This is a genomic window from Rhodococcus sp. LW-XY12, assembly GCF_019317345.1.
In the GTDB taxonomy this organism is placed as follows: domain Bacteria; phylum Actinomycetota; class Actinomycetes; order Mycobacteriales; family Mycobacteriaceae; genus Rhodococcus; species Rhodococcus pyridinivorans.
Window position 1 is genome coordinate 1,735,939 of sequence record NZ_CP079225.1, and the last position, 18,559, is coordinate 1,754,497.

An 18,559-nucleotide genomic window follows, 5' to 3' on the forward strand; every position below is an offset into this window, starting at 1 on the left:
GACGCAACGGCGGAGACGGGGGACGTGCGTCGCCCTCCCTCTCGCAGGATGACGGTCCAGGCATGGTTCCTGCTCGTACTCGGCGTGATGGGTGTGTTGGTGGTCGTCGGCACCGTGGTCGGCAGCCACTTCCTCCGTGAGACGACCGAATACTCCAACTACGTGCGCGACCGGATCCAGCCCGCCCGCGTCGAGGCGTACCGGTTGCAATCGGCGCTGATCAACCAGGAGACGGGCGCACGGGGCTACATTCTCGCCGCCGATCCCGATTTCCTCACGCCCTACGAGGAGGGACGGCGGGAGGAGGAGGCTGCCGCCGCCGAGTTGCGCGCTCTCGTCGGCGACGAGGAGAAGCTGATGGCGGACCTCGACGCGATCGAAACGCACGCGGCGCAGTGGCGACGTGTGTACGCCGAACCGCTCATCTCCACCGTCGTACCGGGGGAACCGCAGTTCGTGGATCCCGCCGTCGTCGATGCGGGCCGCGTCGCGTTCGACCGGCTCCGGGCGGCGTTCGAGGTCCAGAACGCCGATCTCGCGCAGGCCCGAGAGGACGGCATCGCGACGCTCGAGGACACCCGCACCACGCGCGACCGCATCCTTGCCGGCATGGTCGTGGTTTTCCTGCTCGCCGGCGTGGGCCTGGCAGTCCTGCTCCAGATGATCGTGGTCCGTCCGATCCAGTGTCTGCGACAGGCATCGCGCAGCGTCGTCGCGGGCCAGAACTTCGAGCGCGAGATCGAGCCGCAGGGCCCCGCCGACATCTATGCGCTGGGTCGCGACGTCGAGGACATGCGCGAGCGGATCGTGCGCGAACTGCAGGTCGCGCACGAGCGTGAGGAGCAACTCGAGAACCAGACGACGGAACTGCGGCGCTCGAACTCCGAACTCGAACAGTTCGCCTACGTCGCCTCCCACGACCTGCAGGAGCCGCTGCGCAAGGTCGCGTCCTTCTGTCAGCTACTCGAGAAGCGTTACGGCGACAAGCTCGACGAACGCGGCACCCAGTACATCGCCTTCGCGGTCGACGGCGCGAAGCGTATGCAGGTGCTCATCAACGACCTGCTGACCTTCTCCCGCGTCGGACGCGTCAGCGACGCGCACATCCGCACCGAACTGGATGTGACCCTCGACGCGGCTCTGACGAACATCTCCCAGGCGGTCGAGGAATCCGGGGCGGAGATCACCCGGCCCGAGTCCCTGCCGACGATCGTGGGCGATCCCACACTGATGATCATGTTGTGGCAGAACCTGATCGGCAACGCGATCAAATTCCGCCACGAGGACAGGCCCGTGGAGATCCGGGTCGACTGCGAGGAGATCGTCGACGGGGACGACGAGTTCTGGCGATTTTCCGTGCAGGACAACGGAATCGGTATCGCCGAAGAGTTCGCCGACAAGGTCTTCGTGATCTTCCAGAGGCTGCACGGCCGGGACGTCTACACCGGCACCGGCATCGGCCTGGCCATCTGCCGCAAGATCGTCGAATACCACGGTGGAGAGATCTGGCTCGACCCGCAGTATCGGGAAGGCAGTCGATTCTGCTTTACGATTCCCAAGGCAGGCGACGACATGTCTGCAACCGAAGTCGCTCTGAAAGGGGCATCTGCATGAGCGTTTCCGGGCGGCCGATCGACGTCCTCCTCGTCGAGGACGACCCCGGCGACGAATTGATGACGCGCGAAGCGTTCGAGGACAACAAGATCGGAAACACCCTTCACGTGGTCCGCGACGGCGAGGAGGCACTCGACTTCCTCTACCGGCGCGGAGAGTACGAGAGCGCCCCTCGGCCCGACCTGATCCTCCTCGACCTGAACCTGCCCAAGTACGACGGACGGCAGGTCCTCGAGCAGGTCAAGTCCGACACCGACCTCACCGACATCCCCGTCGTCGTCCTCACGACCTCGGCAGCGGAGGAGGACATCCTCCGCAGCTACAAGCTGCACGCCAACGCGTACGTGACGAAGCCGGTCGACCTCGATCAGTTCATCCACGCGGTGCGCCAGATCGACGAGTTCTTCGTGCAGGTGGTGCGCCTGCCGCGACGCTGAGCGCGCTCGTTCGCAACGAGATCGGGCGGATCCTTCGAAAGGATCCGCCCGATTCGTGTTCGTAGAGGTTACCGGCTCAGACGCCGAAGTCGGCCTTCACCTGCTGGGTGCGCTTGTGCTCGACGAAGAAGGACAGGAACGGGATGGTGCCCGCCAGGAGCGTCCACACCGTCCGGGCGATCGGCCAGCGCACCTTGATCGACAGGTCGAAGGTGAGGACCAGGTACACCGCGTACACCCAGCCGTGCACGATCGCGATCCAGGCCGGCACGTTCTCGACACCGATGATGTACTTGGCGACCATCTCACCGGTGAGGATCAGCAGCCAGATACCGGTCGCGTAGGCGAGCACGCGGTAACGCAGCAGAGCCGACCGGATCTTCTTGCGGTCGGCCTCACTGACGACGCGCGGCGTGGTGGCCTGGCCGGACGCCTGCTCGGGGGTCGTGCTCACTGAGCGCTCCTATCGGACCTGCGCGCAAGCTGCGCGAGGTACTCGTTGTACTCGTTGATCTGTTGTGCGTCGGGATCCGCGGCCTCCTGCTCGCGTGCCTCAGCGAGCGTGCGCGGACGGGTGGGAAGAAGATCCTCGGGAATCTCGGTGGGCTCGTCCGGCTCGGAGGGGCGTCGTCCGCCGGTGCTCTCGGCTTCCTGCTCCTCGGCCTCGAGGCGGACGAAGCGCCGGTAGGCGTAGACGCAGAAGAAGGCGAAGGCCGGCCACTGGAGGGCGTAGCCGAGATTCTGGTAGGTGCCGCCGACCGCTTCGAACCGGACCCACTGCCAGTAACCGAGGCCGAGGCATCCGGCCGCGGCCACCAGGACCAGGATGATCAGGGCCAACCGGCGGGGAGGGCGATGCTCGGACACGCCCTCGACGGTACCCGAACGGTGCACCGACCTGCCAAGACCGGTCGGTGCACCGTGGGTGAGGTCACGTGGTGCGCGAGGGGGGACTCGAACCCCCACGTCCTATGGACACTGCGATCTAAACGCAGCGCGGCTGCCTATTACGCCACTCGCGCGGACCTCCGCAGAATACGTCATCGCAGTCGCTCGTGGGCGATCCGGGCCTGCACGTTTCGTCCTGCCCAGGTGGGCGTCTGACTGTGGCAGTTCGGACACAGGAATCGGACGTTTTCCGGCCGGGAATCGTGCGAGTTTCCATCAATATGATCGACGTGGAAGGTTATCGGTTCCCCACGCCACATCGGCTCGATCCCGCATCCCTCGCACTTGTGGGGACGTCCCGACTCGACGAGTGCGCGACGCAACCGTTTCGGGGACTGTCGATTGGATCCGACCGGCTTGAGGGTGAGGACTTCGGTCCAGGCGAGCCGGTTGCGCGGAGGTCGGCCTTTCTGGTGTGCCTGCCCGGTGAAGTGGGACGCGTCGATGCCGAACTTTCGTATCCGGCGACTGATGTGCGCATGCGCGCCCCCGGTTGCTTGTATCCCGAGATATCGCAGCACCCCCGCCACGCTGACAGACTCCGCTACAGCCTCTTCGAGTATTTCCCGTGTGTACTTCATCCCTGCCCCCATCGAATGTCTGTTCGATCCGGCCGAAGGCTAACCGCGGGCGCCGACACGTTTTCGATCTTGCGATGCACGATCCGCGACGCCCGTCAATAGGTAACGATTTGATAACGAAAAACGTGAGGGATTCCTCGGGTTCGTGGACGTCCACGCATCGACGCAGCCAGGAGCGATTCGGGTTACCGACCAGTTACCTTCGAGGAAGCATGTGAGCGAAATCACTGGTGGGAGAGGTGCCGGGCAAACTGCGGGAAACAAAACATGAGGAACCCCTCATGATTTTGTGCGAACCTGGGCGTGCCCGAACAGCGGACCACTAGTCCAGCAGCACACCGGCGCGCAGCGCTGACACACGAAGCCTCGACGCCGGGGTGTTCAGGAGAGGAACCACACGCGTGACGATCGACGAGACCACACCAGGCGACAACGGACGGAACTCGAAGGCATCACGACGCACCACCGATCGGTCCACGGCAGCCGCTCCGGCCCGTGCCCTGGTCGACAAGCTCCTCGCGGGTGAGCCCTACGCGCTCGCCTTCGGCGGCCAGGGCGCTCCCTGGCTCACCTCGCTCGAGGAGCTCAGCCGCGACAACGGACTCGAACCGGCCCTCACCGACCTGGTCAACCGCGCCACCGCGCACCTCGCCCCGGTCGCGAGCGACCTCGTCGTGGTCCGCCCGACGGGCTTCGACCCCGTCGCGTGGATCCTCGAGGCCGAACTCGCCGACGAGGACGACGCGCCCGCCGGCCCCTCCGAAGCAGCTCTCACCTCTGCCGCCGTGTCGCTGCCCGGCGTCTTCCTCACCCAGGTCGCCGCGCTGCGCGCGCTCGCGAACCAGGGCCTCGACGTCGACTCCGTCGCACCGAGCGCGGTTATCGGCCACTCGCAGGGCGTCCTCGCCGTCGAGTCCGTCGCCGCCGCCGGCCGCAAGGACGCCGAAATCCTCGCGATCGCCCAGCTCATCGGTGCCGCCGCGACCCTCGTCGGTCGCCGCCGCGGCCTGATCTCCGGCGCCGGCAAGTACCCGATGCTCGCCGTCGCCAACGTCGACCCCGAGCGCCTGCGCGCGATCGTCGCCGAGGTCTTCGAGGGCCAGGACCCCGAGCACAGCGCCGTCGTCGCGATCCGCAACGCCCGTCGTCGCGTCGTGCTGTCGGGCCCGCCCGCCGCTCTCGAGCGCGTGCAGCAACGCTGCGAGCAGATCTCCGCCGCGGAGACCCGTGAGCGCGAGGCCAAGAAGCGCGGTGGCGCCGTGTTCTCCCCGACCTTCGAGCCCGTCGCGGCCGAGGTCGGCTTCCATCACCCCGCCTTCGCGGATGCCGTGGAGCAGGTCGCCGACTGGGCCGCCCGCTGCGAGCTCGACTCCGAGCTCGCGCGCAGCCTGGCGCAGGCCATCCTCGTCGCCCCGATCGACTGGGTCGAGCAGGTCGCCTCCGTCGTCGCGTCCGGTGCCTCGTGGATCCTCGACCTCGGTCCGGGCGAGCTCCTCACCCGCATGACCAGCTCGGGCCTGCGCGGTCAGGGCGTCGGCATCATCGCCGCCGCGACCCGCGGCGGTCAGCGCAATCTCCTCACCCCGGGCGCCGAGCCCGAGGTTCCGCGTGCCTGGTCGGAGTTCGCTCCGAAGCCGGTCGCGCTGCCCGACGGCCGCATCGCCGTCGAGACGGCCTTCACCCGCCTGACGGGCCGCTCGCCGATCCTGCTCGCAGGCATGACCCCCACGACCGTCGATCCGAAGATCGTCGCCGCGGCCGCGAACGCCGGTCACTGGGCCGAGCTCGCCGGTGGCGGTCAGGTCACCGAGCAGATCTTCGCCGACCACGTCGCCGAGCTCACCGAGCTGCTCGAGCCGGGCCGCGCCGTCCAGTTCAACTCGATGTTCCTGGACCCCTACCTGTGGAAGCTGCACGTGGGCGGCAAGCGCCTCGTACCCAAGGCCCGCGCGGCCGGTGCGCCCTTCGACGGTGTCGTCGTCACCGCCGGTATCCCGGAGCTCGACGAGGCCGTGCAGATCATCTCCGACCTGCGTGAGGCCGGCATCGAGCACGTCGCCTTCAAGCCGGGCACGGTGGCGCAGATCCGTTCGGTGATCCGTATCGCCAACGAGGTCCCGGACTATCCGGTCATCGCCCACATCGAGGGCGGCCGCGCCGGTGGTCACCATTCGTGGGAGGACCTCGACGATCTGCTCCTCGACACCTACGCCGAGCTGCGCACGCGCCCGAACTTGGTGCTGTGCGTCGGCGGTGGGATCGGCACGCCGGAGAAGGCTGCCGAGTACCTGACCGGTCGCTGGTCGACCGTCTACGGTTTCCCGGCGATGCCGCTCGACGGCATCCTCGTCGGTACCGCCGCGATGGCGACCCTCGAGGCCACCACGGCTCCCGAGGTCAAGCAGCTGCTCGTCGACACCCCCGGCACTCCCGACTGGGTTGCCGCCGGCACCGCGACCGGCGGTATGGCCTCCGGTCGCAGCCAGCTCGGCGCCGACATCCACGAGATCGACAACGCCGCTTCGCGCACGGGCCGCCTCCTCGACGAGGTCGCCGGTGATGCCGACGCCGTGGCCGCGCGCCGAGCCGAGATCGTCGATGCGCTGAACGGAACGGCGAAGCCGTACTTCGGCGACCTCGACACCATGACCTACCTGCAGTGGCTCGAGCGCTACCTCGAGCTGGCGGTCGGCGCGGACAACGGTGCCGAGTTCGACTGCGGCACCGATCTGGCGGACGTCCTCGCCGAGGCGCACACCAGCCCGTGGCTGGACGTGTCGTGGCGTGAGCGTTTCCGCGACATGCTGCAGCGCGCCGAGGCCCGCCTGCATCCCGTCTGCCGGGGCCCGATCCCGACGTTGTTCGACGACGACGCGGTGCTCGAGCGCCCGTACGCCGCGATCAAGTCGCTGCTCGCGCAGTATCCCGACGCGGGTGACGTCGTGCTGCATCCCGCCGACGTGCCGTTCTTCGTGTCGCTGTGCCGCACCCCCGGCAAGCCCGTCAACTTCGTTCCGGTCGTCGACCAGGACGTGCGTCGCTGGTGGCGTTCGGATTCGCTGTGGCAGGCCCACGATCCGCGTTACTCCGCCGACCAGGTGTGCGTGATCCCCGGCACCGTCGCCGTTGCCGGCATCACCCGTGTCGACGAGCCGGTCGGTGAACTCCTCGACCGTTTCGAGAAGGCCACGGCCGACGAGCTCGTCGCCGAGGGCACGGAGCCGGTGGAGCTCGCCGCGCGTCGTCACCGCGACATCGCGCCGGGTCTGCTCGACGCCGTGCTGTCCTCGCCGGACGTCTCGTGGGCGGGTCGCCAGACCCGCAACCCGATCCACCGTCTCGGTGATCTGGACGAGTGGACCGTCGAGTCGGAGACCGCTGCCTCGCACGCCCCGACGGGTGCGACCCTGACGATCCTCGACGACGAGCACGTCGGCCTGCGGGTTCCGCTGGTGCGCGACAAGGCCGTCGAGATCCGCCTGACCGTGCCCGCCTCGGTCGTCTCCGGTGGCGCGCCTGTCGTCACCGAGGCCGACGCCGATGCGTCGATGTCCGCTCTGCTCGGTGTCGCCGCCGGTCAGGAACTGCCCGAGGTCAGGAAGGGCGCTGCCCGTATCACTCTCGGCTGGCTGCCGGAGAAGATCGCCGACCACGCCGGTGTCACCGGTTCGGGTCTGCCCGCGAACCTGACGCCGAGCGGCAACGGTGTGCCCGACGTGCTCGTGGGTGCCTGCTGGCCGGCCGTCTTCGCCGCGCTGGGCGCCGCCCGCACCGAGACCGACCTGTCGGTCATCGAGGGCATGCTCGACCTGGTCCACCTGGACCACGCGATCGACGTCAAGAACGGTCTGCCGACCGATCCCGCCTTCCTGGGCGTCAAGGCCGAGGTCACCGGTGTCTCCGACACCGACCTGGGTCGCGTCGTCGAGGTCGACGTGGTCATCACCGCCGACAGCGGTGACGGCTCGGGCGACCGGGTGGTCGCCACCCTGGCCGAGCGGTTCGCGATCCGCGGCCGCACCGGCACCGCCGATCTCGCCGATCCGGTTCGCGCCGGTGGCGCTCTCACCGAGGCCGTCACCGACACGCCGCGTCGTCGCCGCCGCGATGCCGTGATCGTCGCGCCGACCGACATGAGCGCCTTCGCGAAGGTCTCCGGCGACCACAACCCGATCCACACCTCCGACAACGCCGCGCTGCTCGCCGGTCTCGGAAGCCCGATCGTCCACGGCATGTGGCTGTCGGCCGCGGCCCAGCAGGTCGTCACCGCGATCGAGCAGGACGCGAAGCTGCCGGTCCGTCGCCTGACGGCATGGACCACCCGCTTCCTGGGCATGGTCCGTCCGGGTGCGAAGATCGACGTGCGCGTCGACCGCATCGCCACCGACGGTGGTGCCGAGGTCGTCGAGGTCGGCTGCCGCGTCGACGGTGATCTGGTGATGGTCGCGACCGGCCGTATCGCCGCGCCGAAGACCGTCTACGCGTTCCCGGGCCAGGGCATCCAGCGTCCCGGCATGGGCCTCGACGCCCGTGCCCGCTCGAAGGCCGCCCGCGAGATCTGGGAGCGCGCCGACAAGCACACCCGCGAGGCCCTCGGCTTCTCGATCCTGGCCGTGGTCCGCGACAACCCGACGGTCCTCAAGGCCCGCGGTGTCACCCACAAGCATCCCGACGGCGTGCTGCACCTGACCCAGTTCACGCAGGTCGCGATGGCGACCCTCGGTGTCGCGCAGATCGCCGAGCTGAAGGAGGCCGGCGCGTTCGTCGACGACGCCTTCCTGGCTGGTCACTCGGTGGGCGAGTACAACGCGCTCGCCGCCGTCGCCGGTGTGCTGCCGCTCGAGGCCGTCCTCGAGGTCGTCTTCCAGCGTGGCTCCGCGATGCACGCTCTCGTGCCGCGCGACGAGCAGGGCCGCTCGAACTACCGCATGGCCGCGATCCGGCCGTCGCAGTTCGGTGTGGACGATGCCGACCTGCAGGCCTTCGTCGCCGGTGTCGCCGAGGAGACCGGGGAGTTCCTCGAGATCGTCAACCTCAACCTGCGCGGATCGCAGTACGCGATCGCCGGCACGGTCGCCGGCCTCGAAGCCCTCGAATCCGTGATCGAGCGCAAGGTCGCCGAGTTCGGTGGCAAGCGCGCGTTCATCCTCGTCCCGGGCATCGACGTGCCGTTCCACTCGACCGTGCTGCGCGGCGGTGTCGACGACTTCCGCGAGCGTCTGCTCGCCCTGCTGCCGCAGGAGATCGACCCGAACATCCTCATCGGCCGGTACATCCCGAACCTCGTGCCCAAGCCGTTCAACCTGGGTCGCGAGTTCATCCAGGAGATCGCCGACCTGGTGCCGTCGCAGCCGCTCGCCGACGTCCTCGCGGACTTCGACAGCTGGTCGGCCAAGCCGGTCGAGCTCACCCGCGTGGTGCTCGCCGAGTTGCTGGCCTGGCAGTTCGCGTCGCCGGTGCGCTGGATCGAGACCCAGGATCTGCTGTTCGCCGACGAGACCGACGGTGGTCTCGGTGTCGAGCGGTTCGTCGAGGTCGGCCTCGGTGGCGCGCCCACCGTCGCGAACCTCGCGTCGCAGACGCTGAAGCTGCCCGGTCGTTTCGGTCAGCCCGTCGAGGTGCTCAACATCGAGCGCGAGGCGTCGATCGTGTACTCGACCGACACCGATCCCGCTCCGGTCGAGGACGACGAGCCGGTCGCACCGGCTGCCGAGTCCGCTCCCGCCGCTGCTGCGGCCCCGACACCCGCCGCGGCTCCCGCTGCGCCGGCCGGTGGCCCGACCCCGGACGACATCGCGTTCAAGGCCGCCGACGCCACCAAGGTGCTCATCGCCCTGTGGACGAAGCTGCGCCCGGATCAGATCGGCCCCGCCGACACGATCGAGGCGCTGTGCGACGGCGTGTCCTCGCGTCGCAACCAGCTGCTCGTCGACCTCGGTTCCGAGCTCTCGCTCGGCGCGATCGACGGTGCCGCCGACGCCGACATGGGTGCCCTCGCCGGCACGGTCGACCGTCTCGCCCGCACCTACCGCCCCTTCGGCCCGGTGCTGTCGGACTCGATCAACGATCACCTGCGCAAGGTGTTCGGTCCGTCGGGCAAGCGTCCCGCCTACGTCGCCGACCGCGTCGCCAAGGTGTGGGGTCTGGGCGAGGGCTGGGCGTCGCACGTCACCGCCGAAGCTGCTCTCGGCAGCCGCGACGGTTCGTCCGTCCGCGGCGGCGACCTGGGGGGCCTGACCGATGGTGCCCTCGCGGATGCCGCTTCGGTCGACAAGCTGATCGACGCCGCCGTGCAGTCGGTGGCCTCGCGTCGCGGAATCGCCGTGTCGATGCCGTCCGCCGGTGGCGGCGGGGGAGCGACGGTCGACGCCGCTGCCCTCGGCGAGTTCGCCGAGCAGATCACCGGCCGCGACGGGGTTCTCGCCAGTGCCGCACGTCTCGTGCTCGAGCAGCTCGGCCACACCGAGCAGGTCTCGGGCCTGGCCGACAAGGCCGATGACCAACTCGTCGACCTGGTCTCCGCGGAGCTCGGCTCCGACTGGCCGCGTCTGGTCGCTCCGGCCTTCGACGAGCGCAAGGCCGTCCTGATCGACGACCGCTGGGCCACCGCCCGTGAGGACCTGGCCCGCGTCTGGCTCGGGGAAGGGGCGAGCGGAGCGACGGGGGATTCGAACAGCTTCGACGTCGAACGCTTCATCGGTGCGGGTCGGACCGTGGCTGCGCACGCCGAGTTCTGGGGCCGCAAGGCCACCGAGGCCGGCCGTACGGAGCTCGCGCAGACCTACGCGGCGATCGCCGAGACCGCCGTCGTCACCGAGGGTGCCGAGTACGCGGACGAGGTCGCCCTGGTCACCGGCGCCAGCAAGGGCGGTATCGGCGCAGCCGTCGCCGCGAAGCTGCTCGCTGGCGGTGCGACGGTCGTCGTCACCACGTCCTCGCTGAACGACAGCCGCCTGGGCTTCTACAAGGAGCTGTACGCACGCAACGCTCGTGCCGGCGCCGCGCTGTGGGTGGTTCCCGCGAACATGGCGTCCTACAGCGACGTCGACGCCCTGATCGAGTGGATCGGCACCGAGACCGTCGAGGTCGCCGGTGGTGCGAAGAAGCTCATCAAGGACGCGCTCACCCCGACGCTGCTCTTCCCGTTCGCCGCGCCGCGCGTGGCGGGCTCGCTCGCCGACGCCGGTGCGCGGGCCGAGATGGAGATGCGGGTGCTGCTGTGGTCGGTCGAGCGACTGATCGCCGGACTGTCGAAGATCGGGTACGACCGCGACGTCGACACCCACCTGCACGTCGTGCTGCCCGGTTCGCCGAACCGCGGCAAGTTCGGTGGCGACGGTGCCTACGGTGAGGCCAAAGCCGCACTCGACGCGGTCATCAACCGCTGGAGCGCCGAGCGCACCTGGGCCGAGCGCGTCACCCTCGCCCACGCCCTCATCGGCTGGGTGCGCGGCACGGGCCTGATGGGCGGCAACGACCCGCTGGTCGAAGCTGTCGAGGCTGCCGGTGTCCGCACCTGGTCGACGGACGAGATGGCCGACGAGCTGCTGAAGCTGGTCGGACCGGAGGCCACGCGTCTCGCTGCCGAGGCTCCGCTCGTCGCGGACCTGACCGGTGGACTGTCCGAGGTGGACGTCGACCTGCCGGCGCTCGCGAAGCAGGCGCAGGAGGCGGCCGACGCCGTCGAGGCCGACGAGGACGGCACCGCGACCATCGCGGCGCTGCCCGAGCCTCCGCGCGCCGAGGAGCTGCCGACCCCCGAGTGGGGCACGGTCACCGCCGACCTCGCCGACACGGTCGTCATCGTCGGTGCCGGCGAGCTCGGCCCCTACGGCTCCGCTCGCACCCGCTTCGAGATGGAGGTCGACGAGGAACTGTCGGCCGCCGGTGTGCTCGAGCTGGCGTGGGTCACGGGCCTGATCGGCTGGGAGAACGATCCCAAGCCGGGCTTCTACGACACCGAGACCGGTGAGCTGGTGCCCGAGGCGGAGATTGCCGACCGCTACCACGACGCGGTGGTCGAGCGTTGCGGCATCCGCCGCTACGGCGACGACGGTGCGATGATCGACAACACGGCTCCGCTGCTGACCTCGGTCTTCCTCGACAAGGACCTGTCCTTCGTCGTCGGTTCCGAGGCCGAGGCCCGCGCGTTTGTCGACTCCGATCCGGAGAACACGGTCGCGTCGGTCGACGCCGAGTCGGGCGACTGGACGGTCACCCGCAAGGCAGGCACCGAGATCCGCGTGCCGCGCAAGGCGAAGCTGACCCGCACGGTCGGTGGCCAGATCCCGACCGGCTTCGACGTCACCAAGTGGGGCATCCCCGCCGACATGGCGGACTCGGTGGACCGGGTGGGTCTGTGGAACATCGTCACCACGGTCGATGCCTTCCTCACCGGTGGCTTCACCCCGTCCGAGCTGCTGCGCTGGGTACACCCGTCGATGGTCGCCAACACGCAGGGCACCGGCATGGGTGGCATGTCCTCGATGCGGTCGCTGTACATCGACACGCTGCTCGGCGAGTCGCGGGCGAACGACATCCTGCAGGAGGCCCTGCCGAACGTCATCGCCGCGCACGTCGTCCAGTCGTACGTCGGCGGCTACGGCGCGATGGTGCACCCGGTCGCGGCGTGCGCCACGGCTGCGGTCTCCGTCGAGGAGGGCGTGGACAAGATCAAGCTCGGCAAGGCCGATCTGGTCGTCGCCGGTGGTTTCGACGATCTCGGTATCGAGGGCATCGTCGGCTTCGGTGGCATGTCCGCGACCGCCAAGTCGGAGGACATGCAGGCCAAGGGCATCAGCGATCGTCGCTTCTCCCGCGCCAACGACCGTCGTCGCGGTGGATTCGTCGAGTCGGCCGGTGGCGGCACGATCCTGCTCGCCCGCGGCGATGTCGCGCTCGAGATGGGCCTGCCGGTGCTCGGTGTGGTCGCCTGGGCCGGATCGTTCGCCGACGGTGTGCACACCTCGATCCCGGCGCCCGGCATCGGTGCGCTCGGTGCGGGTCGCGGTGGACGCGAGTCGGGTCTCGCGAAGGAACTGCGCAAGCTCGGTCTCACGGCCGACGACATCGCGGTGATCTCCAAGCACGACACCTCGACCGCCGCGAACGACCCGAACGAGGCCGAGCTGCACGAGCGTCTGGCCGGTGCGCTGGGCCGCAGCGAGGGCAACCCCATGTTCGTGGTCTCGCAGAAGTCGCTGACCGGTCACGCCAAGGGTGGCGCCGCCGCCTTCCAGCTGATCGGCCTGTGCCAGGTCCTCGCGCAGGGTGTGGTTCCGCCGAACCGCAGCCTCGACTGTGTCGACGAGAAGATGGCGGAGTTCGAGCACCTGGTGTGGCCGCGCACGCCGATCCGGTTCGGCGAGCAGCTCCCGCTCAAGGCGGGTCTGCTCACGAGCCTCGGCTTCGGGCACGTGTCGGGTCTGATCGCGGTGGTCCATCCGCAGGCGTTCGTCGAGGCGATCCCGGCGGAGCGCCGGGAGGTCTACCTGGCGAAGGCGGCCGAGCGCACCGTCGCCGGCAAGCGTCGCCTGGTGGACGCGATGACCGGTGGAGCGTCGCTCTACCAGCGGCCCGCGGATCGTCGTCTGGGTGACGATCACGTGCCGGCTTCGGCCACGCGTCAGCTCGAGGCGGACATGCTGCTCTCGCCGGAGGCTCGCCTCGGTGAGGACGACGTGTACCGCTCCGGTCTGCCCGGCTGCAAGTAGGCACGGGTCTCGGGATGGGAGTTGCGGGTGTCGGGTTCGACCTCGTGTCGGTGCCGGAGTTCGCGGAACAGCTGGGTCGGACGGGAACGACGATGCTGGCGAACTTCACACCGGGTGAGCGTCGCGACGCGAACACCCGCAGCTCCGATCCCGCCCGGCACTTCGCCGCCCGGTGGGCGGCGAAGGAGGCGGTGATCAAGGCGTGGTCGGCGTCGCTGTTCGGCAGCCCACCGGTGCTACCGGAGACGATCCATCAGCAGATCGAAGTGGTCTCGGACGCGTGGGGTCGCCCGAGCATCCGGCTGCACCGGCAGGTCGCCGAGAAGCTGACCGGCGTCCGGATCCATGTGTCGTTGACCCACGACGGTGACATGGCCGGCGCGTTCGTCGTCCTCGACGAGGTCGACGGCCGGCGTACGTAGATGTGGGGACTCAGGCCGAGGGAGCGCTGGCTTCCTCGGCCTGATCCGTTTCGGTGTCCTGCCGGCCGGCCTGTCCGCGTGCGGATTCCTCGCGTTCCTCGCGGCGTTGGCGTCGCTTGGCCTGAGCGCGTGAGTCCTGTTCGGCGATCTGCAGGTAGGCGACCATGATGCGCTTGAGTTCGACGACGGCGTCGGCGTGGGTCTGGTCGTCCTGCACCGAGAAGTTGAGCATCGAGTACACGATGTGGACGAGCACCTCGGCCATGAGCTTCCGGCGCGGTCGCGGGGTGTCCGGGGTGAGCGGTGCCAGCATCCGCGCGACCTGCTCGGCGAACTCGCGTTCGTGGATGGCGCCGGTGGCCCGGGTGGACGGGGTGGACTGCATCGCGAGCCACACCTCGCGGCGGGACGGATCGGTGGTCCACAGTCCGGCGAGGTGGTCGACGAAGCTGTTGAGGAAGCGCAACCAGTCGACGGACGGGATCTTGCCGTTGAACTGGGCGAGTTCGCTCTGGACGCCGACGAGGTCCTGCCGGTTGAGCTCGCACACGATCACGTACTTGTTGGCGAAGAACTGGTAGAGCGTGCCGATGGGGACGTCGGCGCGGGACGCGACCTCCTCACAGGTGAACGACTCGAAGCCGACCTCGGTGAGCAGTTCACGCGAGGCGGCCAACAGGGCGTCGAACTTGCGGCGGCTCCGTTCCTGGGTGGGCCGCCGACGCGGCACGAGCTCCTGGGGCTCGGCCTGAACCTCGAGCGCCGGATCGATCCGGCGCGGGGCGCGGCGGCCGTTCGTTGCTGACTCCACGCGCCCAGGCTAGCCGGACGTCCGTGCTTTCCCGAATACTTGTTGTGAGTCAGAGTGTCACAAACCGGGCAGCCACAGGTCAGCGTGCGGTCCGCTGTCGGAACAGTGCTGTGGCGGCGACCAGGCCGATTGCGGTGAACGCCGCGCACCACCCGATCGCGACGATCGCGGACGACCCGATCCCGGTGCCGGTGAGCAGTCCCCGGACGGTCTCGATCACCGGGGTGACCGGTTGGTGTTCGGCGAAACCACGCAGCCATCCGGGCATCGTCTCGGGCGGGACGAACGCGCTGCTCACGTAGGGGAGGAAGAGCAGGAGGAAGGTGAACCCGCTCGCGGCCTCGTCATTGCCCGCGAGCATCCCGAGCGCGGCCGAGACGGCGGAGATCGCCAGGACGAACAACGCGATGACACCGGTGGCGGCCACCCATTCGACGAGGTGGGCGTCGGGCCGGAATCCCATGAGTGCGGCCACCACGAACACCACGACGGTGCTGGCGAGATTGCGGACCAGACTCGCGACGACGTGCGCGGTGAGCACGGCGGAGCGGGCGATGGGCATGGACCTGAACCGGTCGACGATGCCGCGGTGCATGTCGGAGGCGACCGCGACGGCCGTCTGTGCCGCCCCGAAGGACGCCGACAACAGCACGATGCCGGGCACGACGTAGTTGAGATAGTCGGTGCCGGTGTCGATCGCGCCACCGAAGACGTAGACGAACAACACGAGCAGCAGGACCGGCAGTGCGAGACCCATCAGCAGCGCGTCGGGGCTGCGGAGCATCCGCCGCAGGTTCCTGCCGGTCACGGCGGCGTGGTCGCGCGCGGCGAAGCGGAGCGGGGTGGGGTGCGCGAGGAGTGTCATCGGACGACCTTTGTTTCGTCGGTGGAGCCGGTGAGGGTGAGGAAGACGTCGTCGAGGGTGGGGGAGTGCAGCCCGAACTTCTCGACGGGGACCGCCTCGGCGGCGAGGCGGTCGAGCAGGGCGGCGACGTGGGGCAGATCGCCCTTGGTGTGGACCTGCAGTGTCAGTGCTGCCCGGTCGATCTCGCCGTCGAGCACCGACGCGGCATGGGTGAGGTCGGCGTCGGTGGAGAAGCGCAGTTCGAGATAGCCGCCGCGCACAAGCGACTTGAGTTCGTCGGGTGTGCCCTCGGCGACGATCCGCCCGCCGTCGAGGACGGCGATGCGGTCGGCGAGTCGGTCGGCCTCCTCGAGGTATTGGGTGGTCAGGAAGATGGTGACGCCGTCGTCGGCGAGTTCGCGGATCGCCTCCCACATCACGAGGCGGCTGCGCGGGTCGAGCCCGGTCGTGGGTTCGTCGAGGAACAACACCTGCGGGGACGCGACGAGACTCATGGCGATGTCGAGGCGTCGCATCGTGCCGCCGGAGTACGTGCCGGCGCGCCGGTCGGCGACGTACGCGAAGTCGAAACGTTCGATCAGGTCACGGACGCGACCGGGAATCGCGGCCGACGGCAGGTGCGCGAGGCGCGCTGCGAGACGGAGGTTCTCCGTGCCGGTGAGGACGTCGTCGATCGCGGCGTACTGGCCGGTGAGTGCGATGTTCTCGCGCACGGCGTGGGCGCGGCCGGGGAGGGGCAGGCCGGCCACGGTGACGGTGCCCGCGTCGGGGCGCAACAGGGTGGTCAGGATGCGGACGGTGGTGGACTTGCCGGCGCCGTTCGCGCCGAGCAGTGCGAAGACGGATCCGGTGTCGACCCGGAGGTCGACGCCGTCGAGAACGGTGGTCGGGCCGAACGACTTGCGTAGGCCCCGGACGTCGATGGCGGGAACGGAACGAGTCATGGCATCTCACTAACTGTGTATGCAATATACCGATGTGTATAGCGTACGCAGTTTTAGGATGGCGGCAAGACCCGAAATCTGGAGGAGCATGAGCAGTCCCGAGCCCGACGATCCGCTGCCGCAGAGTGTGCAGCTGGCATGGGGATTGAGCGATACCGGCACCCGGGGCCCGCGACGGGGACTCACGCTCGAACAAGTCCTCGATGCGGCGATCGAGGTGGCGGGCGCCGAAGGGCTCGAAGCGCTCTCGATGAGCCGGGTGGCCAAGCAACTGGGTTTCACCACCATGTCGCTGTACCGCTACGTGAGCAACAAGGACCAGCTCGTCGAACTCGCGTGGGACCGCGCCATCGGGTCGCCCCCCGAGCTACCGGTCGGAGGCGACTGGCGGGAACGGCTCGAGGCATGGGCGATGGCCGAGTACCGGAGTCTGCGCGCGCACAAGTGGCTGACGCAGTACCCGATCCGCACGGCGCCGTACTATCCCAACAACCTGCTCTGGCTCGACGCGGGACTCGGCGCGCTGTCCGCCACCCCACTCGACGAACCTGCGAAGGTGCAGGTGGTGATGATGATCTCGCTCTACGCCATCGGTCGCGCACGCTTCTCGTGGGAACTCGGAACCGATGTCGCGGACGACCCGTCCGACACCCCGGCGATGCTGCGGCGCATCCTCGATCCCGAGAAGTACCCCTCGGTGCTGGCGGCGGTCGAGGGCGGCGCGTTCGACCCCGACGGGAGCGACGCCGACGACGAGGCAGTATGGCACGAGCAGGACTTCCGTTTCGGTCTCGAACGATTGCTGGACGGAATCGACGTACTCATCCGACGTGCGGAGGACGGATCATGACAGCGACAGACACCGACGCGACGCAGCGCATCCGCGAGCGGATCCGGGAGGCGATGCCGGCTGCGCGCGACGATCTCGCGCGGCTCGTCGCGTTCCGTTCCGTCGCGGATCCGCGCCAGTTCCCGGTGGAGGAATGCGTCGGTGCAGCGAACTGGGTGCGGGATGCCTTCACCGAGGCGGGAATCGAGAGCGTCGAGACGATCGAAACCGCCGACGGCTCGCTCGCCGTACTCGGACATACGCCCGCCCCCGACGGCGCCCCGACGGTTCTGCTCTACAGCCACTACGACGTTCAGCCGCCCGGCGACGAATCACTCTGGCGCAGCGAGCCCTTCACGCTCACCGAACGGGACGGCCGCTGGTACGGCCGCGGCGCCGCCGACTGCAAGGGCAACGTCGTTATGCACCTGCTCGCACTGCGGGCGCTGTGTGCGGACGGCCCACTGCCCGTCGGTGTCCGCATCGTCGTCGAGGGCTCGGAGGAGATGGGCGGCGCCGGCCTCGACCACCTCGTCGCCGAACGACCCGAGATGTTCGACGCCGATCTCATCGTCATCGGCGACAGCGGCAACGCCGAGGTGGGCCGGCCCACCCTCACCACGACGCTGCGGGGCATCGCGAACGTCGACGTCCACATCGAGACGCTGAAGGGCGAGATCCACTCCGGGATGTACGGGGGAGCGGCCCCCGACGCGCTGGCCGCGCTGATCCATCTGCTCGGCACCCTGCGCGACGAGCACGGCAACACCGTCGTCGACGGACTGGACTGCACCGCGACCTGGGACGGTGTGTCCTATCCCGAAGACCGTTTCCGCGCCGACGCGGGCGTGCTCGACGGTGTCTCGCTCCCCACCTCCGGAACCGTCGCCGACGCGGTGTGGGCGCGACCGGCACTGACCGTCCTCGGGATCGACGCTCCGCCGATGGTCGGATCGGCCGCCGCGGTCGTGCCACGCGCGTCCGCACGCCTGAACCTGCGCGTGCCGCCCGGCATCGACGCCCGCACCGCCCAGGACGCGCTCGTTGCCCATCTCGAGGCCCACGTGCCGTGGGGAGCGCATCTGCGCATCGACCGCGACGTCCTCGGCGAACCCTTCCGGGCGGCGACGGACGGTCCGGGTTACGCCGCACTGCGCGCGGCGCTCGAGGCCGCCTACGGCCGGGAGGTCGGGACCGCCGGGCAGGGCGGATCGATCCCGCTGTGCACCGCGCTGCACCGCGCCGTGCCGCGGGCCGAGATCGCCCTGATCGGCGTCGAGGAACCGCGCTGCGTCATCCACGCGCCGAACGAGAGCGTCGACCCCACCGAGATCGAGAATCTCGCCGTAGCCGAGGCGCTGCTGCTGTCCTCGCTGGCGCCGCGGTAACGCTGCC

The 18,559-nt window shown here is 69.2% G+C and carries 12 protein-coding genes and 1 tRNA gene; 6 read left to right on the top strand and 7 right to left on the bottom strand.

The window, feature by feature from the left end:
- Positions 1–48: 48 nt before the first annotated feature.
- Together KXC42_RS08130 and KXC42_RS08135 are read left to right on the top strand one after the other, a co-directional pair.
- Positions 49–1,614, top strand: coding sequence for a CHASE3 domain-containing protein (locus tag KXC42_RS08130; protein ID WP_039586842.1), 1,566 nt, complete (start codon positions 49–51; stop codon positions 1,612–1,614).
- Entirely contained in the window at positions 1,611–2,051 is a 441-nt protein-coding gene (locus KXC42_RS08135; RefSeq protein ID WP_006554751.1) for a response regulator, read from the top strand. Before KXC42_RS08130 ends, KXC42_RS08135 begins: the two co-directional genes overlap by 4 nt.
- 76 nt (positions 2,052–2,127) lie before the next feature.
- Here KXC42_RS08135 and KXC42_RS08140 read toward each other — a convergent pair whose 3' ends face one another.
- From KXC42_RS08140 to KXC42_RS08155, 4 genes are all read right to left on the bottom strand, one after another.
- Complete coding sequence (locus tag KXC42_RS08140; protein ID WP_006554752.1) at positions 2,128–2,505, bottom strand: DUF3817 domain-containing protein; 378 nt, start codon at positions 2,503–2,505, stop codon at positions 2,128–2,130.
- Positions 2,502–2,918, bottom strand: a complete 417-nt coding sequence (locus KXC42_RS08145) for a hypothetical protein (protein ID WP_024100522.1) — start codon at positions 2,916–2,918, stop codon at positions 2,502–2,504. Before KXC42_RS08145 ends, KXC42_RS08140 begins: the two co-directional genes overlap by 4 nt.
- Positions 2,919–2,987: 69 nt before the next feature.
- Positions 2,988–3,073 (bottom strand) — tRNA-Leu (locus KXC42_RS08150).
- An 18-nt stretch (positions 3,074–3,091) separates the two neighbouring features.
- The gene (locus KXC42_RS08155) at positions 3,092–3,592 is read right to left on the bottom strand and encodes an HNH endonuclease (RefSeq protein WP_306838306.1); all 501 of its coding nucleotides are present in this window, start codon (positions 3,590–3,592) and stop codon (positions 3,092–3,094) included.
- 389 nt (positions 3,593–3,981) lie between these two features.
- On the opposite strand from KXC42_RS08155, the gene KXC42_RS08160 reads away from it, so the two are divergent.
- Both KXC42_RS08160 and KXC42_RS08165 read left to right on the top strand, forming a co-directional pair.
- Complete coding sequence (locus KXC42_RS08160) at positions 3,982–13,293, top strand: type I polyketide synthase (protein WP_219130146.1); 9,312 nt, start codon at positions 3,982–3,984, stop codon at positions 13,291–13,293.
- A 14-nt stretch (positions 13,294–13,307) separates the two neighbouring features.
- Positions 13,308–13,715 carry a holo-ACP synthase gene (locus KXC42_RS08165; protein ID WP_006554757.1) on the top strand — a complete coding sequence of 136 codons (408 nt, stop codon included), beginning with the start codon at positions 13,308–13,310 and terminating at the stop codon, positions 13,713–13,715.
- Positions 13,716–13,725: 10 nt separating this feature from the next.
- Here KXC42_RS08165 and KXC42_RS08170 read toward each other — a convergent pair whose 3' ends face one another.
- The 3 genes from KXC42_RS08170 to KXC42_RS08180 form a co-directional block, all read right to left on the bottom strand.
- The gene (locus KXC42_RS08170) at positions 13,726–14,526 is read right to left on the bottom strand and encodes a TetR family transcriptional regulator (protein ID WP_006554758.1); all 801 of its coding nucleotides are present in this window, start codon (positions 14,524–14,526) and stop codon (positions 13,726–13,728) included.
- Positions 14,527–14,605: 79 nt separating this feature from the next.
- Positions 14,606–15,391 (bottom strand): ABC transporter permease, encoded by a 786-nt coding sequence (locus KXC42_RS08175; protein ID WP_019288998.1) that lies wholly within the window; start codon positions 15,389–15,391, stop codon positions 14,606–14,608.
- A complete protein-coding gene (locus KXC42_RS08180) occupies positions 15,388–16,335 on the bottom strand; it encodes an ATP-binding cassette domain-containing protein (protein WP_219130147.1) in 948 nt (315 codons plus the stop codon). The genes KXC42_RS08175 and KXC42_RS08180 overlap by 4 nt, the downstream gene beginning before the upstream one ends.
- 88 nt (positions 16,336–16,423) lie before the next feature.
- On the opposite strand from KXC42_RS08180, the gene KXC42_RS08185 reads away from it, so the two are divergent.
- On the top strand, positions 16,424–17,185 hold the full coding sequence (locus tag KXC42_RS08185) for a TetR/AcrR family transcriptional regulator (RefSeq protein ID WP_019289000.1): 762 nt from the start codon (positions 16,424–16,426) through the stop codon (positions 17,183–17,185).
- Positions 17,182–18,552: a dipeptidase gene (locus KXC42_RS08190; RefSeq protein ID WP_219130148.1), complete on the top strand. Its 1,371-nt coding sequence runs from the start codon at positions 17,182–17,184 to the stop codon at positions 18,550–18,552. The genes KXC42_RS08185 and KXC42_RS08190 overlap by 4 nt, the downstream gene beginning before the upstream one ends.
- Positions 18,553–18,559: the final 7 nt, after the last annotated feature.

Excerpts from the sequence above, each read along its gene's own strand:
- KXC42_RS08165 (WP_006554757.1), top strand. The coding sequence starts at position 13,308 with ATGGGAGTTGCGGGTGTCGGGTTCGACCTCGTGTCGGTGCCGGAGTTC.
- KXC42_RS08155 (WP_306838306.1), bottom strand. The coding sequence starts at position 3,592 with ATGGGGGCAGGGATGAAGTACACACGGGAAATACTCGAAGAGGCTGTA.
- KXC42_RS08135 (WP_006554751.1), top strand. The coding sequence starts at position 1,611 with ATGAGCGTTTCCGGGCGGCCGATCGACGTCCTCCTCGTCGAGGACGAC.
- KXC42_RS08185 (WP_019289000.1), top strand. The coding sequence starts at position 16,424 with ATGAGCAGTCCCGAGCCCGACGATCCGCTGCCGCAGAGTGTGCAGCTG.
- KXC42_RS08130 (WP_039586842.1), top strand. The coding sequence starts at position 49 with ATGACGGTCCAGGCATGGTTCCTGCTCGTACTCGGCGTGATGGGTGTG.
- KXC42_RS08175 (WP_019288998.1), bottom strand. The coding sequence starts at position 15,391 with ATGACACTCCTCGCGCACCCCACCCCGCTCCGCTTCGCCGCGCGCGAC.
- KXC42_RS08190 (WP_219130148.1), top strand. The coding sequence starts at position 17,182 with ATGACAGCGACAGACACCGACGCGACGCAGCGCATCCGCGAGCGGATC.
- KXC42_RS08180 (WP_219130147.1), bottom strand. The coding sequence starts at position 16,335 with ATGACTCGTTCCGTTCCCGCCATCGACGTCCGGGGCCTACGCAAGTCG.